At 57.9% G+C, this 14,961-nt stretch carries 15 protein-coding genes; 9 read left to right on the plus strand and 6 right to left on the minus strand.

Annotation, left to right across the window (positions count from 1 at the left end):
- Nucleotides 1-12: 12 nt before the first annotated feature.
- The 4 genes from frr to rpsB form a co-directional block, all read right to left on the minus strand.
- On the minus strand, nucleotides 13-570 hold the full coding sequence (frr, locus tag ACEN9A_RS23995; protein ID WP_007940501.1) for a ribosome recycling factor: 558 nt from the start codon (nucleotides 568-570) through the stop codon (nucleotides 13-15).
- Nucleotides 567-1,310, minus strand: coding sequence for a UMP kinase (pyrH, locus tag ACEN9A_RS24000; RefSeq protein WP_003198235.1), 744 nt, complete (start codon nucleotides 1,308-1,310; stop codon nucleotides 567-569). Before pyrH ends, frr begins: the two co-directional genes overlap by 4 nt.
- 210 nt (nucleotides 1,311-1,520) lie before the next feature.
- A complete protein-coding gene (gene tsf / locus ACEN9A_RS24005; RefSeq protein WP_018927018.1) occupies nucleotides 1,521-2,384 on the minus strand; it encodes a translation elongation factor Ts in 864 nt (287 codons plus the stop codon).
- A 190-nt stretch (nucleotides 2,385-2,574) separates the two neighbouring features.
- A complete protein-coding gene (gene rpsB / locus ACEN9A_RS24010) occupies nucleotides 2,575-3,312 on the minus strand; it encodes a 30S ribosomal protein S2 (RefSeq protein WP_018927019.1) in 738 nt (245 codons plus the stop codon).
- 373 nt (nucleotides 3,313-3,685) lie between these two features.
- Here rpsB and map point away from each other — a divergent pair, with 373 nt between their 5' ends.
- The 5 genes from map (at nucleotide 3,686) to ACEN9A_RS24035 (ending at nucleotide 10,393) form a co-directional block, all read left to right on the plus strand.
- Nucleotides 3,686-4,468 (plus strand): type I methionyl aminopeptidase, encoded by a 783-nt coding sequence (map, locus tag ACEN9A_RS24015; RefSeq protein ID WP_258671055.1) that lies wholly within the window; start codon nucleotides 3,686-3,688, stop codon nucleotides 4,466-4,468.
- A gap of 45 nt (nucleotides 4,469-4,513) precedes the next feature.
- A complete protein-coding gene (locus ACEN9A_RS24020; RefSeq protein WP_258671056.1) occupies nucleotides 4,514-7,216 on the plus strand; it encodes a [protein-PII] uridylyltransferase in 2,703 nt (900 codons plus the stop codon).
- A 225-nt stretch (nucleotides 7,217-7,441) separates the two neighbouring features.
- The gene (dapC, locus tag ACEN9A_RS24025) at nucleotides 7,442-8,641 is read left to right on the plus strand and encodes a succinyldiaminopimelate transaminase (RefSeq protein WP_258671057.1); all 1,200 of its coding nucleotides are present in this window, start codon (nucleotides 7,442-7,444) and stop codon (nucleotides 8,639-8,641) included.
- A 166-nt stretch (nucleotides 8,642-8,807) separates the two neighbouring features.
- On the plus strand, nucleotides 8,808-9,530 hold the full coding sequence (locus ACEN9A_RS24030; protein WP_258671058.1) for a M12 family metallopeptidase: 723 nt from the start codon (nucleotides 8,808-8,810) through the stop codon (nucleotides 9,528-9,530).
- 98 nt (nucleotides 9,531-9,628) lie between these two features.
- Nucleotides 9,629-10,393, plus strand: a complete 765-nt coding sequence (locus tag ACEN9A_RS24035) for a M12 family metallopeptidase (protein ID WP_258671059.1) — start codon at nucleotides 9,629-9,631, stop codon at nucleotides 10,391-10,393.
- A gap of 35 nt (nucleotides 10,394-10,428) precedes the next feature.
- Here ACEN9A_RS24035 and ACEN9A_RS24040 read toward each other — a convergent pair whose 3' ends face one another.
- Nucleotides 10,429-10,599, minus strand: coding sequence for a hypothetical protein (locus tag ACEN9A_RS24040; RefSeq protein WP_019647801.1), 171 nt, complete (start codon nucleotides 10,597-10,599; stop codon nucleotides 10,429-10,431).
- A 184-nt stretch (nucleotides 10,600-10,783) separates the two neighbouring features.
- Here ACEN9A_RS24040 and ACEN9A_RS24045 point away from each other — a divergent pair, with 184 nt between their 5' ends.
- The 4 genes from ACEN9A_RS24045 (at nucleotide 10,784) to ACEN9A_RS24060 (ending at nucleotide 13,912) form a co-directional block, all read left to right on the plus strand.
- Entirely contained in the window at nucleotides 10,784-11,146 is a 363-nt protein-coding gene (locus ACEN9A_RS24045; RefSeq protein ID WP_258671060.1) for an ArsC family reductase, read from the plus strand.
- 33 nt (nucleotides 11,147-11,179) lie between these two features.
- Nucleotides 11,180-12,214: a 2,3,4,5-tetrahydropyridine-2,6-dicarboxylate N-succinyltransferase gene (dapD, locus tag ACEN9A_RS24050; protein ID WP_258671061.1), complete on the plus strand. Its 1,035-nt coding sequence runs from the start codon at nucleotides 11,180-11,182 to the stop codon at nucleotides 12,212-12,214.
- A gap of 91 nt (nucleotides 12,215-12,305) precedes the next feature.
- Nucleotides 12,306-13,511: an aminotransferase class V-fold PLP-dependent enzyme gene (locus tag ACEN9A_RS24055; RefSeq protein ID WP_258671062.1), complete on the plus strand. Its 1,206-nt coding sequence runs from the start codon at nucleotides 12,306-12,308 to the stop codon at nucleotides 13,509-13,511.
- On the plus strand, nucleotides 13,508-13,912 hold the full coding sequence (locus ACEN9A_RS24060) for a SufE family protein (protein WP_258671063.1): 405 nt from the start codon (nucleotides 13,508-13,510) through the stop codon (nucleotides 13,910-13,912). Before ACEN9A_RS24055 ends, ACEN9A_RS24060 begins: the two co-directional genes overlap by 4 nt.
- Nucleotides 13,913-13,953: 41 nt before the next feature.
- Here the strand turns inward: ACEN9A_RS24060 and tcdA are convergent, their stop codons facing one another.
- On the minus strand, nucleotides 13,954-14,766 hold the full coding sequence (gene tcdA / locus ACEN9A_RS24065; protein WP_371929203.1) for a tRNA cyclic N6-threonylcarbamoyladenosine(37) synthase TcdA: 813 nt from the start codon (nucleotides 14,764-14,766) through the stop codon (nucleotides 13,954-13,956).
- Nucleotides 14,767-14,961 lie beyond the last annotated feature (195 nt).

Genomic DNA, 14,961 nt, shown 5'->3' on the forward strand with positions numbered 1-14,961 from the left:
GAAACTCGACCCTTATACGGCCATCAGGTCTTTTTCTTTTTCCGCCAACTTAGCGTCGATTTCAGCCACGAATTTCTTGGTCAGATCGTCGATCTCGCCAGTGGCGCGACGCTCTTCGTCTTCGCTGATTTCCTTTTCCTTGACCAGGTCCTTCAGCGAGCTGTTTGCATCGCGACGGATGTTGCGCACGGCAACACGGGCATCCTCAGCCACATCACGAGCCTGCTTGGTGAAGCCCCGGCGGGTTTCTTCGGTCAGGGCTGGCATGGAGATCAGCAGCAACTCACCCAGGTTGGTCGGGTTGAGGTTCAGGCCAGCGCTACCGATGGCCTTGTCGACCGCGCCCAGCATGTTGCGCTCGAAGGCAACGACCTGCAGGGTACGGGCGTCTTTAACGGTGATGTTCGCCACTTGCTTGATCGGAGTGTCGGCGCCGTAGTACGGAACCATCACGCCTTCCAGAATGCTTGGGTGCGCCTGGCCGGTACGGATACGGCCGAAGTTGTGCGCCAGCGATTCTACGGATTTCTGCATGCGCTCTTTAGCGTCTTTCTTGATTTCGTTGATCATTGTTGAACTTCCTCGATCAGGGTTCCTTCAGCGCCGCCATGTACGATATTCAACAGGGCACCGGGTTTGTTCATATTAAACACGCGCAACGGCATCTTGTGGTCGCGGCACAGGCAAATGGCCGTCAGATCCATCACACCCAGCTTGCGATCCAGCACTTCATCGTAGGTCAGATGATCGAACTTCTCGGCATGCGGGTCTTTGAACGGGTCAGCGGTGTAGACGCCATCAACCTTCGTTGCCTTGAGCACCACATCGGCATCGATTTCGATTGCGCGCAGGCAGGCAGCCGAGTCCGTAGTGAAGAACGGGTTGCCAGTACCGGCCGCGAAAATCACGACTTCCTTGGAGTTCAGGTGGCGCATGGCTTTGCGGCGATCATAGTGATCAGTCACGCCAACCATGGAAATGGCCGACATCACGATGGCCGAGATATTGGCACGTTCCAGCGCATCGCGCATCGCCAGGGCGTTCATCACAGTGGCCAGCATGCCCATGTGGTCGCCAGTGACCCGATCCATGCCGGCTGCGCTGAGCGCTGCGCCGCGGAACAGGTTACCCCCGCCGATCACCAGACCGACCTGAACACCGATGCCAACCAGCTGGCCAACTTCCAGTGCCATGCGATCCAGAACTTTCGGATCGATCCCGAACTCTTCCGAGCCCATCAGGGCCTCGCCGCTAAGCTTGAGTAGAATGCGTTTATAGCGAGCCTGATAACCACTGCCCTGCTGAGCCATTGCGAATCTCTCCTGCGGCGTATTTTAAAAATTCTTTGCGAGCTGTTTACAGCTGGCGTTCACTCTAGCTTGGCGCTGCTTCAGCACCATCGGAACATGGCTTTGTAAGCCAGTTCCAAAAGGAAACCAAATGAAATTGGCAACCCCATCTGAAAAGAGGCTGCGCGCGTAAGCGGGCAGCCTCTTCAGGGCGACAGTTAAAAAACCGTCTTATTGCTTGCTGGCAGCCAGCTGGGCAGCAACTTCTTCTGCGAAGTTGTCTACTGGCTTCTCGATGCCTTCGCCTACTTTGAAGTAGGTGAAAGAAACGATTTCAGCACCGGCTTTCTTGGCCAGGTCGCCGACCTTGATTTCAGGGTTCTTGACGAACGCCTGCTCAACCAGGCTCGCTTCAGCCAGGAACTTGCTGATACGGCCTTTGACCATGTTTTCAACGATGTTTTCTGGCTTGCCAGCGATCTTGTCAGCGTTGAGGGTCAGGAACACGCCCTTCTCGCGCTCGATCGCTTCAGCGGAAACTTCCGACGGCAGCAGGAATTCAGGGTTGGTAGCCGCTACGTGCATAGCGATGTCTTTGGCCAGCTCAACGTCGCCGCCCTTGAGAACAACCGCAACACCGATCTTGTTGCCGTGCAGGTAGCCACCAACAACATCGCCTTCAACGCGAGCCAGGCGACGAATGTTGACGTTTTCGCCAACCTTGCCAACCAGAACCAGACGATCAGCTTCACGCGCTTCGATCAGCGGAGCAGCATCGGTCAGTTTGTCAGCGAACGCTTTTTCAATGCTGGCAGCAACAAATGCCTTGAAGTCGTCCTGCAGAGCCAGGAAGTCGGTCTGCGAGTTCACTTCCAGCAGAACGGCGGATTTACCGTCTTCCTTGAGAGCGATTGCGCCTTCAGCGGCAACGTTGCCGGCTTTCTTGGCAGCCTTGATGGCGCCCGAAGCGCGCATGTCATCAATGGCTTTTTCGATGTCGCCGCCAGCCTTGGTCAAGGCCTTTTTGCAGTCCATCATGCCTTCGCCGGTACGCTCGCGCAGTTCTTTGACCAACGCTGCAGTAATCTCTGCCATTTTCAAATTCCTCTTGGATAGGTTTTCAACCATTCCACCCGATCGAACGGGCGATCAATTCTTCCCGAACCACCCTTGTTAGCTGCCGCACGTTACAGATAAAGCAGTGGGCGCCGACAAATGGTTTTCGAGGTGGCAAAAAGGGGGCCAAGCCCCCTTTTTGCTTACTGAGTCAACGCCAGGGCGTCAATTACTCAGCTGCAGCCTGAGTTTCTTCAGCTACGAACTCTACAGTGCCGCCAGCAACATTGTTGCGACCACGGATAACAGCGTCAGCCATCGAACCCATGTACAGCTGGATAGCGCGGATTGCGTCATCGTTGCCTGGGATGATGTAGTCAACGCCTTCCGGGCTGCTGTTGGTATCGACTACGCCGATAACCGGGATGCCCAGCTTGTTGGCTTCGGTGATCGCGATGCGCTCGTGATCAACGTCGATAACGAACAGAGCGTCTGGCAGACCGCCCATGTCCTTGATACCACCCAGGGAACGATCCAGCTTCTCAAGATCGCGAGTGCGCATCAGCGCTTCTTTCTTGGTCAGCTTGGCGAAAGTACCGTCTTCGGCTTGCACTTCAAGGTCACGCAGACGCTTGATGGAAGCACGGATGGTTTTGAAGTTGGTCAGCATGCCGCCCAACCAGCGGTGATCGACGTACGGCGAACCGCAACGTGCTGCTTCTTCAGCAACGATCTTGCCAGCGGAACGCTTGGTGCCAACGAACAGAATCTTGTTTTTGCCCTGGGCCAGACGCTCTACGAAAGTCAGAGCTTCGTTGAACATTGGCAGGGTTTTTTCAAGGTTGATGATGTGAATCTTGTTACGCGCGCCGAAAATGTACTTACCCATTTTCGGATTCCAGTAACGGGTTTGGTGACCGAAGTGCACACCGGCCTTCAGCATATCGCGCATGTTGACTTGGGACATGATAGTTCCTTAATAAGTCGGGTTTGGCCTCCACGTATCCCAATGACCAACCAGCAGCATCAGCTGAAGGCACCCAGGTCATCGTGTCGACACGTGTGTGGATTTAAGCTTTTCAGGGTATCCCCGGAAAGCGGCGCATTTTATACCACAAGGCCGGAAAAAACGGAACCCGGATTCTGAAAACCTGGCGAATGCTTTTGATCCCGCCCTTGGAATCCCCCAAGAATGCGCCATCCTATAGAGAGAAGCGATGCACAGAAGCTCAGATTTGCCCTGATCGTCTGGTAGAATCGCGTTTTTCAGGGCCGCGACGATCGTTCGCGCAGTGCCCATTTCGTTTTAGAAGGCGCCATTGAGCGCAGAGAGAGCCTGTATGACCGTCACCCTCAAAACCCCAGAGGACATCGCAAAAATGCGGATCGCCGGCAAATTGGCCGCCGATGTGCTGGAAATGATTGCCGATTATGTCAAACCGGGCGTTACCACCGAAGAGCTGGACCGCATCTGCCACGACTACATCGTCAACGAGCAGAAAGCCATTCCTGCCCCGCTCAACTACAAGGGCTTTCCGAAGTCGATCTGTACCTCGATCAACCACGTGGTCTGCCATGGCATCCCGAACGAGAAGCCGTTGAAGGATGGCGACACGCTGAACATCGACGTCACGGTGATCAAGGATGGCTACCACGGCGATACCAGCCGTATGTTCCACGTTGGCACCGTGCCGGTCTGGGCCGAGCGTCTGTCCCAGGTGACTCAGGAATGCATGTACAAGGCCATCGAGCTGGTCAAGCCCGGCTGCCGCCTGGGCGATATCGGTGAAGTGATCCAGAAGCACGCGGAAAAGAACGGTTTCTCGGTGGTTCGCGAGTTCTGCGGCCACGGCATCGGCAAGGTGTTCCACGAAGAACCGCAGATCCTGCACTACGGCCGCGCCGGCACCGGCATGGAACTGAAATCCGGCATGACCTTCACCATCGAGCCGATGATCAACCAGGGCAAGGCCGACACCAAGGTGCTGGGCGATGGCTGGACTGCGATCACCAAGGACCGCAAGTTGTCGGCGCAATGGGAGCACACCCTGCTGGTGACCGATACCGGCTACGAGATCTTCACCCTGCGCAGCGACGACACCATCCCGCGCGTTTCGGCCTGATCCCGCCCGCTCCGTTCCCAGCCTTATAGAAAGGAAAGCTAATCGATGCCGCAGGTGGATCCCGAACTCTTCGACCGCGGCCAGTTCCAGGCTGAACTGGCCCTGAAGGCAAGCCCTATCGCTGCTTTCAAGAAGGCGATCCGTCAGGCCCGCGAAGTGCTCGACGAGCGGTTTCGCGCCGGTCGGGAGATTCGCCGGTTGATCGAGGATCGTGCCTGGTTCGTCGATAACATCCTGCAAAAGGCCTGGGAGCAATTCAACTGGAACTTCGAAGCCGACATCGCGCTGGTCGCGGTCGGCGGCTACGGTCGTGGCGAGTTGCACCCCTACTCCGACATCGACCTGCTGATCCTGCTGGACGGCGCCGATCACGAAATTTTCCGCGATTCCATCGAGCGTTTTCTGACGTTGCTGTGGGACATAGGGCTGGAAGTCGGTCAGAGCGTTCGCTCGGTGGACGAATGCGCCGAGGAAGCCCGCGCCGACCTGACGGTGATCACCAACCTGATGGAAAGCCGCACCATTGCCGGCCCCGAGCGTCTGCGCCAGCGCATGCTGGACGTGACCAGCACCGCGCACATGTGGCCCAGCAAGGAGTTCTTCCTGGCCAAGCGCGCCGAGCAGAAAGCCCGTCACCACAAGTACAACGACACCGAGTACAACCTGGAACCCAACGTCAAGGGCTCGCCCGGTGGCCTGCGGGATATCCAGACGATTCTGTGGGTCGCCCGTCGTGAGTACGGCACCCTGAACCTGCGGGCCCTGGCCGGCGAAGGTTTCCTGGTGGAGAGCGAGAACGCCCTGCTGGCTTCGTCCCAGGAATTTCTGTGGAAAGTGCGTTACGCGCTGCACATGCTCGCCGGCCGCGCCGAAGACCGCCTGCTGTTCGATCACCAGCGCACGATTGCCGGGCTGCTGGGTTTCGTCGGCAACGACGCCAAGCACGCCATCGAAAACTTCATGCAGCAGTACTACCGGGTGGTCATGAGCATTGCCCAGCTCAGCGACTTGATCATCCAGCACTTCGAAGAAGTGATCCTGGCCCCCGAAGACGAAGCACCGCCCCAGCCGATCAACTCGCGATTCCAGCTGCACGATGGCTACATCGAGGCGCGCAACAACAATGTGTTCCGCCGCACACCATTCGCCATGCTCGAAATCTTCGTGCTGATGGCCCAGCAGCCGGAAATCAAAGGCGTACGCGCCGATACCATCCGCCTGCTGCGCGAGAACCGTCATTTGATCGACGACGACTTCCGCAACGATATTCGCAATACCAGCCTGTTCATCGAATTGTTCAAGTGCAAGATCGGCGTCCACCGCAACCTGCGGCGGATGAACCGTTACGGGATTCTTGGGCGTTATCTGCCGGAGTTCGGCTTTATTGTCGGACAGATGCAGCACGACCTGTTTCACATCTATACGGTCGATGCGCACACCCTGAACCTGATCAAGCACCTGCGTAAGTTGCAGTACACCCAGGTGTCGGAAAAATTTCCGCTGGCCAGCAAGCTCATGGCCAAACTGCCCAAGCCGGAGTTGATTTACCTGGCCGGCCTGTACCACGACATCGGCAAGGGCCGGCATGGCGACCACTCGGAAATCGGCGCAGTGGATGCCGAAGCCTTTTGCCAGCGCCATCAGTTGCCGATCTGGGACAGCCGCCTGATCGTCTGGCTGGTGCAAAACCATCTCGTAATGTCGACCACCGCCCAGCGCAAGGACTTGTCCGACCCGCATGTGATCCACGATTTCGCGCAGATTGTCGGCGATGAAACCCGCCTCGATTATCTGTATGTGCTGACCGTTGCCGACATCAACGCGACCAACCCGACGCTGTGGAACTCCTGGCGCGCGAGCCTGTTACGCCAACTCTACACCGAGACCAAGCGCGCCTTGCGTCGCGGCCTGGAAAACCCGGTGGATCGCGAAGAGCAGATCCGCCAGACCCAAAGCGCAGCGCTGGACATTCTGGTGCGCGGCGGCACCGACCCGGACGACGTCGAGCAGTTGTGGGCGCAACTGGGCGATGACTACTTCTTGCGTCACACAGCCGGCGACGTGGCCTGGCACACTGATGCAATCTTGCAGCAGCCGGCCGACGGCGGCCCGCTGGTGCTAATCAAGGAAACCACCCAGCGCGAGTTCGAGGGCGGTACGCAGATCTTCATTTATGCGCCGGACCAGCACGACTTCTTCGCCGTGACCGTGGCGGCGATGGACCAGCTCAACCTGAACATTCACGACGCCCGGGTCATCACCTCCAGCAGCCAATTCACCCTCGACACCTATATCGTGCTCGACACCGATGGCGACTCGATCGGCGACAACCCGGCGCGGGTCAAGCAGATCCGCGAAGGCCTGACCGAAGCTCTGCGCAACCCGGACAACTACCCAACGATTATCCAGCGTCGGGTGCCGCGTCAGCTCAAGCACTTTGCCTTTGCGCCACAGGTGACGATCCACAACGATGCCCAGCGTCCGGTGACCGTGCTGGAACTCAGCGCACCCGACCGTCCTGGGTTGCTGGCGCGGATCGGTACAATTTTCCTCGAGTTCGACCTGTCGCTGCAGAACGCCAAGATCGCCACCTTGGGCGAGCGTGTGGAAGACGTGTTCTTCATCACCGACGCCAACAATCAGCCGCTATCCGACCCGTTGCTGTGCAGCCGTTTGCAGGATGCAATCGTCGAACAGCTGAGCGTCAACCAGGAACCCGATATCAAACATTCGCGCATCAGCATCTGAATTAACCAATTTCCCCCTGTGGGAGCGCCTGTGGCGAGGGGGCTTGTTGTGGCGAGGGGGCTTGCCCCCGCTGGGCTGCGAAGCGGCCCCAAAACCTACACCGCGATGTATCAGATACACCGCATGCAAAGGTTTACGACTGCTGCGCAGCCGAACGGGGGCAAGCCCCCTCGCCACAACAAGCCCCTACACCACATTAGTCCTCCCACATTGAACGAGGCCCCCATGAACAACGCTCTGAACCAGTTGCAGCCCTACCCGTTCGAAAAGCTCCGCGCCCTGCTCGGCAGCGTCACGCCAAACCCGGACAAACGCGCCATCGCGTTGTCCATCGGCGAACCGAAGCACCGCTCGCCAAGCTTTGTCGCCGAAGCCCTGGCAAGCAATCTGGATCAGATGGCCGTGTACCCCACCACCCTCGGCATCCCGGCCCTGCGTGAAGCGATTGCCGCATGGTGCGAACGCCGTTTCAGCGTTCCGAATGGCTGGCTCGACCCGGCGCGCAACGTGCTGCCGGTCAACGGCACCCGCGAAGCGTTGTTCGCATTCACCCAGACCGTGGTCAACCGTGGTGAAGACGCGCTGGTGGTCAGCCCGAACCCGTTCTATCAGATCTATGAAGGTGCGGCGTTCCTGGCAGGAGCCAAGCCACATTACCTGCCATGCCTGGACGAAAACGGCTTCAACCCGGATTTCGACGCTGTTTCGCCAGACATCTGGAAGCGTTGCCAGATCCTGTTCCTGTGCTCGCCGGGTAACCCCACCGGCGCGCTGATCCCGGTTGAAACCCTGAAAAAACTGATCGCCCTGGCCGACGAATACGACTTCGTGATCGCCGCTGACGAGTGCTACAGCGAACTGTACTTCGACGAACAAACCCCGCCACCGGGCCTGCTGAGTGCCTGCGTCGAGCTGGGCCGCAAGGACTTCAAACGCTGCGTGGTGTTCCACAGCCTGTCCAAACGCTCCAACTTGCCGGGCCTGCGCTCAGGCTTTGTGGCCGGCGATGCGGACATCCTCAAGGGCTTCCTGCTGTATCGCACTTACCACGGCTGTGCGATGCCGGTTCAAACGCAACTGGCCAGCGTTGCCGCGTGGAACGACGAAGTGCATGTGCGGGCCAACCGTGCGCTGTACCGTGAGAAGTACGATGCGGTATTGGAAATCCTCAGCCCGGTGATGGATGTGCAGCGCCCGGATGGCGGTTTCTATCTGTGGCCAAGCGTTGAAGGCGACGACGCGGCGTTCTGCCGGGATCTGTTCGAGCAAGAGCATGTGACCGTCGTGCCGGGTTCTTACCTGTCCCGAGAGGTGGATGGCGTCAACCCGGGTGCCGGGCGTGTGCGGATGGCGCTGGTCGCACCACTGGCGGAGTGCGTTGAGGCGGCTGAACGGATTCGCGCCTTCATTACCCGCCACAAGTAACTAAGCAATGTCGCCCCTCTTGCAACAAGAGGGGCGACATTCAAACGAAAACAACAAGCAACAACTCCGCAACAAACACCCCTTCATTAAAAACCCGCCATTGCTTACTATTCGTTCGTCTTCTAAAAGGCACTAACTCATTTAAACCGGAACAAGGAAGTTCCCCATGACGGGCACGCACTACTGCGCAACACTTAAACCTGCAAGTAAAGAAGCATCGTATCTTGCCGCGATAACTGAAAACCCAGACAACGCGCCCAAGAAAAATCCTGACGAGTTCCAGCTACTCGTGGTGGCCGACCATACAAGGCTGTGGAAACAACATCGATGGCTGACCATCAAGTTCATGGATAACCCTCCAGAAGCCTTACAGGACGCTATCGAAAAAGTTATCTGGGAACTGGATCCACACGTCAACCTCCTCTTCGGTTTGTACAAAGGGGACAATGCCGATATCAGGATTTCAACGAATACAACTCATAATGCCTCTGCCGTAGGTACAGATGCACTCCTTGTCGAAGCGGACCAACCGACGATGTACCTCGGAGTAAAACAAGGGGACTCGGCTTTCAGGCAGACGATCCTCCATGAATTCTGTCATGCGCTGGGCCTGGAGCACGAACATCAGCATCCCAAGGCAAATATTCCGTGGAATGAAGCAAAAGTTTATGAATTGGGCAGATCGATGGGGTGGAGCAAAGACAAGACTTATGCAAACTTCTTTGAAACACTGCAGGATGGAAATCTGACCATCACAGAGTATGACCAGACCTCCATCATGCATTATCCGGTCGACAAAGAGCTGACTGACGGCGTTTTTGAAGTGGGCATCAATTCGGAACTCAGCACTACGGATATCTTCGCCATCCAAAGCCTTTACCCTAAATAAAACCCTCACTGACGCTTCTGGCATCCAGCACAGCACAAACTGACTAAGACACCCACAACTTACTGCAACCTTTAATTCAAAAAACAGGGAAATTTATAATGAACAACGGACTGTTTTGCCTCAACGAAAAGCCAACGGACATTAATGCTTCCTACCAAGCCGCCATTGCAGAAAACCCTGCCAATCGCCATGACTCTCATTCCGGCCGGCAAAAAAGAGCGGTGGCCCGACACACTAAATTCTGGGCGCCAGGCCGCACATTGCGCATTGCGTTTTTGAACGGCAATCAAGCGTTCAAAGATGCAGTCAAGAAAGCCGCGGACAACTGGTTGCCCCATGTCAATCTGAAGTTCGATTTTGTAGAAGGGACAGAAGGTGATATCCGCATCCGTAGCGAGCCTGGGGTTTACTGGTCCTACATCGGCACCAACGCTTTACTGGAAACAGAAGGCCCGACGATGTTGCTCTCACCGGATCTGCGCATGCCCGGTTTTTTTGCTGCCAATGTGATGCACGAGTTTGGCCACGCTCTGGGTGCCGAACACGAACACCTGCACCCTGAAATGAACATCCCTTGGAACAAACAAGCTGTCTACGAGCTTCATGGCACTAGCGAAGACGATGATGAGGACAGTTACATACGACGCGAAGTCGATCAACGCTACTTCAATCTACTCGACGCGAGCGAGGTCAATTACTCGCCCTATGATCCGCAGTCAATCATGCACTATGCCATCCACCAGGAATGGACTCACGGCGACTTCAAAATCCACCTCAACTTGGTCCTCAGCGAAAAAGACAAAGCGTTCATGTCCAAGGCTTACCCATATCCCACCGCAGAAAACGAGCAAGCATCTCATTGACGAGCCGCGCTAATTTGACCTGATCCAAGCCTCACTCAAATCCGCGCCCTCAACACTTCGCGCAACACGTCATCACCCATCTGGTGATGATGGCTCAGGCTATACAACTCAAGGCGCTGCGCCCGCAGCGCCTTCAATCGCAGACGCCGCTCCAACAAATCCATCTCAAAGGCCCATGCCTGGGCTTCGGCCGAATCGTTGAACACCTGGCATAAAGCACGGCTCCCAAGCAACCGACAGCATTGAAGTGCCATATTAGCCGCTTAGACTGCCGGCTGACCGTCGCACCAATGTCGCACCTCCGCTCACACAGGGTTTTGGGTTTTAACTGAAGGGTCATGGCATAATCCGTCACCTTTTATTTTCAGCACCTGCAAAGGGGGCAATTCCTTGACCGTTTCAAGCAAAACGTTGCACCTTTTCGGCATCAAAGCCTGCGACACCATGAAAAAAGCGCGCAACTGGCTCGATGAACACGCTGTCGGCTATGACTTCCATGATTACAAAGCGGTCGGAATCGACCGTGAACACCTGACCCAATGGTGCGAGGAGCACGGCTGGCAAGTGGTGTTGAACCGTGCAGGCACGACCTTTCGCAAGCTCGACGACGAACGCAAAGCCGATCTCGACCAGCCGAAAGCCATCGAACTGATGCTCGCACAACCCTCGATGATCAAGCGCCCGGTGCTCGATCTCGGTGACCGAACCCTGATTGGCTTCAAGCCAGATATCTACGCGGCCGCACTCAAGTAAGGCAGCCCGTTCCATTTTGTTAGAGGTATCAACATGTCCACTACCCTGTTCAGCCTGGCCTTTGGTGTCGGCACTCAAAACCGTCAAGGCGCATGGCTGGAAGTGTTTTACGCGCAGCCACTGCTCAACCCTTCGGCCGAACTGGTCGCGGCCATTGCCCCGATCCTGGGCTACACCGAAGGCAATCAGGCCATCGCCTTCAGCACCGCTCAGGCGTCGCAACTGGCTGAAGCGCTCAAAGGCGTCGACGCAGCTCAGGCTGCCTTGCTGACCCGTCTGGCCGAGAGCCACAAGCCGCTGGTTGCCACACTGCTGGCCGAAGACGCGCAACTGACCTCCACGCCTGAGGCCTACCTCAAGCTGCACCTGCTGTCCCACCGTCTGGTCAAGCCGCATGGCCTGAACCTGGCCGGGATCTTCCCGCTGCTGCCGAACGTGGCCTGGACCAGCCAGGGTGCGATCGACCTGTCCGAGCTGGCCGAGCATCAACTGGAAGCCCGCCTGCGTGGCGAGCTGCTGGAAGTGTTCTCGGTGGACAAGTTCCCGAAAATGACCGACTACGTGGTACCGGCCGGCGTGCGTATCGCTGACGCGGCACGTATTCGTCTTGGCGCTTATGTGGGCGAAGGCACCACCGTGATGCACGAAGGCTTCGTCAACTTCAACGCCGGCACCGAAGGCCCGGGCATGATCGAAGGCCGTGTGTCGGCTGGCGTGTTCGTCGGCAAGGGTTCGGACCTGGGCGGCGGTTGCTCGACCATGGGCACCCTGTCGGGCGGCGGCAACATCGTGATCAAGGTTGGCGAAGGCTGCCTGATCGGCGCCAACGCCGGTATCGGCATCCCGTTGGGCGATCGCAACACCGTTGAGTCGGGCCTGTACGTGACGGCCGGTACCAAGGTTGCGCTGCTGGACGAGCACAACAAACTGGTCAAAGTGGTTAAAGCCCGTGAACTGGCCGGTCAACCTGACCTGTTGTTCCGCCGCAATTCGGAAACCGGTGCCGTGGAGTGCAAAACCCACAAATCGGCTATCGAACTGAACGAAGCGCTGCACGCTCACAACTAAGCAGAGCGTCAAACGATCACCTGTGCAGGAGCGAGCTCCGCTCCTACACAGGTCAGGCGTACACCCGCCCATGTCACCAGGGCCGAACAACATGATGATTCCTTCTCCCTGGCGCGCCGATTTTCCGGCCATCGCCGCACTGCAACGGCAAGACCAGACTTATCTGGACAACGCCGCCACCACGCAAAAACCTCAAGCCCTGCTGGATGCCCTGGCGCATTACTACGCCAACGGCGCGGCCAACGTGCATCGGGCGCAACACTTGCCCGGCGCCCATGCCACCCAGGCGTTCGAGGACAGCCGCCGCAAAGTTGCGCAATGGCTCAATGCCGGCGATTGCGGGCAGATTATCTTTACCCACGGTGCGACTTCCGCGCTTAACCTCCTGGCCTATGGCCTGGAACACCTTTTCAATCCGGGTGATGAAATTGTCATCAGCGCTCTGGAGCATCACGCCAACCTGTTGCCGTGGCAGCAACTGGCTCACCGTCGCGACCTGAAGCTGGTGATCCTGCCGCTGAATGTCGACGGTTTGATCGACCTGGATGTCGCCGCGCAGTTGATCGGTCCGCGAACCCGTTTGCTGGCAGTCAGCCAGCTGTCCAACGTGCTGGGCGCCTGGCAACCGTTGCCCGCGCTGTTGGCGATGGCCAAGGCACACAACGCGCTGACCGTGATCGACGGCGCCCAAGGCGTGGTTCATGGTCGGCACGACGTGCAGGCACTGGGCTGCGACTTCTACGTGTTTTCCAGCCACAAACTCTACGGCCCCGATGGCCTGGGCGTGCTGTTCGGGCGCAACGAAGCGCTGCAACAGCTGCGCCCCTGGCAGTTCGGCGGCGAAATGGTGCTGGACGCCAACTACCACGATGCTCGCTTTCGGTCCGCACCGCTGGGGTTCGAGGCCGGTACGCCGCCGATCGCCAGTGTGATCGGCCTGGGCGCAACGCTGGACTACCTGACCGGGCTGGATCAGGACGCCGTGTCCGCCCACGAAGCGGCGCTGCATGACTATTTACTCAAAGGCCTGGAAGCGCGCAACGGCATTCGCCTGCTGGGCAAACCGCAACTGGCCCTGGCCAGTTTTGTCGTCGAGGGTGTGCATAACTCGGATCTGGCGCATTTGCTGACTGAACAAGGCATCGCCGTGCGCGCCGGTCATCATTGCGCCATGCCGTTGCTCAAAAGCTTTGAACTGGCCGGGGCGATTCGGGTGTCGTTGGCGCTGTACAACGACTCCGAAGACCTTGAGCGCTTTTTCGAAGCACTGGATCAGGCCCTGGAGTTGTTGCGATGACCTTGCCCGTCGATGCCGTTACAGCACTGGATACGTTTCAGCAGGCGGCGAGCTGGGAACAGCGGGCGCGGTTGCTGATGCAATGGGGCGACCGTCTGCCAGCGTTGAGCGATATGGATAAAGTCGACGCCAACCGCGTGCATGGCTGTGAAAGCCAGGTCTGGCTGGTCGGCACGTTGCAGGACGGACACTGGCAATTCAGCGCCAGCAGCGATGCGCGATTGATTCGCGGATTGGTGGCGTTGCTGCTGGCGCGGGTCAACGGGTTGTCTGCAGTTGAGTTGCAACAGGTGGATTTGGCGGATTGGTTCAGTCAGCTGGGGCTGGGTCGCCAGTTGTCCCAGTCCCGTAGCAATGGCTTGAATGCGGTGTTGCAGCGGATGCGTGAGCTAGCGCACTGATCGTTCCCACGCTCTGCGTGGGAACGATCGAACCACAACCATTAAACCTGAGGTTTGACCCGATCCGCCGGGCGTCGAACCCCAGCCACAATCTTATCCACAGCCTTGGTCGCCGCGACCATGCCAAACGTCGCCGTCACCATCATCACCGCGCCAAAGCCCCCGGCGCAGTCGAGCTTCACGCCGTCCCCGACAAAACTCTTCTGCAGGCAAATGCTGCCATCGGGTTTTGGATAGCGCAGTTGCTCGGTGGAAAACACGCACGGCACGCTGTAGTGACGGGTCACGGTACGGGAGAAGCCGTAGTCGCGGCGCAATGTAGAGCGCACTTTCGACGCCAGCGGATCGTTGAACGTGCGGTTCAGGTCGCAGACCTGGATCAGCGTCGGGTCGATCTGCCCTCCCGCGCCGCCGGTGGTGATGATCTGGATCTTGCGCCGCTTGCACCAGGCGATCAGCGCCGCCTTGGCGTTGACACTGTCGATGCAGTCGATCACGCAGTCGATGTTCGGCGTAATGTACTCGGCCATGGTTTCGCGGGTGACGAAATCCGCCACCGCATGCACCGTGCAGTCCGGGTTGATTCCGCGCAGGCGCTCGGCCATCACCTCGACCTTGGGCTTGCCGACGGTGCTGTCCAGCGCATGCAGCTGACGGTTGACGTTGCTGACGCAGACGTCGTCGAGGTCGAACAGCGATATCTCGCCAACGCCACACCGGGCAACCGCTTCCGCCGCCCAGGAACCGACACCACCGACGCCGACGATCGCCACATGGGCCGCGCGCAAGCGCTCCATGCCTTCAATGCCATACAAGCGGGCGATACCAGCAAACCGCGGATCTTCTGTACTCATGACCATTACCCCAAAAACCGGCGCGCATTATAGGGCTGTCGGCGGCCAAGAGCATCTTTGCACTATGAACGGCGGTGTCGACTGCTTTAATTGACAAAAAATTGATCGGAATTGGACTACAACGCTCTGGTCAAAGAACTTAAGTCGACCTGGATTGCCCAATGTCGGGCGTTTCCCTGTTCGCTGTACGGTCAG

The organism is Pseudomonas sp. Pseusp18, assembly GCF_059506005.1.

Excerpts from the sequence above, each read along its gene's own strand:
- pyrH (WP_003198235.1), bottom strand. The coding sequence starts at position 1,310 with ATGGCTCAGCAGGGCAGTGGTTATCAGGCTCGCTATAAACGCATTCTA.
- tsf (WP_018927018.1), bottom strand. The coding sequence starts at position 2,384 with ATGGCAGAGATTACTGCAGCGTTGGTCAAAGAACTGCGCGAGCGTACC.
- ACEN9A_RS24030 (WP_258671058.1), top strand. The coding sequence starts at position 8,808 with ATGACGGGCACGCACTACTGCGCAACACTTAAACCTGCAAGTAAAGAA.
- rpsB (WP_018927019.1), bottom strand. The coding sequence starts at position 3,312 with ATGTCCCAAGTCAACATGCGCGATATGCTGAAGGCCGGTGTGCACTTC.
- dapD (WP_258671061.1), top strand. The coding sequence starts at position 11,180 with ATGTCCACTACCCTGTTCAGCCTGGCCTTTGGTGTCGGCACTCAAAAC.
- ACEN9A_RS24055 (WP_258671062.1), top strand. The coding sequence starts at position 12,306 with ATGATGATTCCTTCTCCCTGGCGCGCCGATTTTCCGGCCATCGCCGCA.
- tcdA (WP_371929203.1), bottom strand. The coding sequence starts at position 14,766 with ATGAGTACAGAAGATCCGCGGTTTGCTGGTATCGCCCGCTTGTATGGC.
- frr (WP_007940501.1), bottom strand. The coding sequence starts at position 570 with ATGATCAACGAAATCAAGAAAGACGCTAAAGAGCGCATGCAGAAATCC.
- ACEN9A_RS24035 (WP_258671059.1), top strand. The coding sequence starts at position 9,629 with ATGAACAACGGACTGTTTTGCCTCAACGAAAAGCCAACGGACATTAAT.
- map (WP_258671055.1), top strand. The coding sequence starts at position 3,686 with ATGACCGTCACCCTCAAAACCCCAGAGGACATCGCAAAAATGCGGATC.
- dapC (WP_258671057.1), top strand. The coding sequence starts at position 7,442 with ATGAACAACGCTCTGAACCAGTTGCAGCCCTACCCGTTCGAAAAGCTC.
- ACEN9A_RS24020 (WP_258671056.1), top strand. The coding sequence starts at position 4,514 with ATGCCGCAGGTGGATCCCGAACTCTTCGACCGCGGCCAGTTCCAGGCT.
- ACEN9A_RS24060 (WP_258671063.1), top strand. The coding sequence starts at position 13,508 with ATGACCTTGCCCGTCGATGCCGTTACAGCACTGGATACGTTTCAGCAG.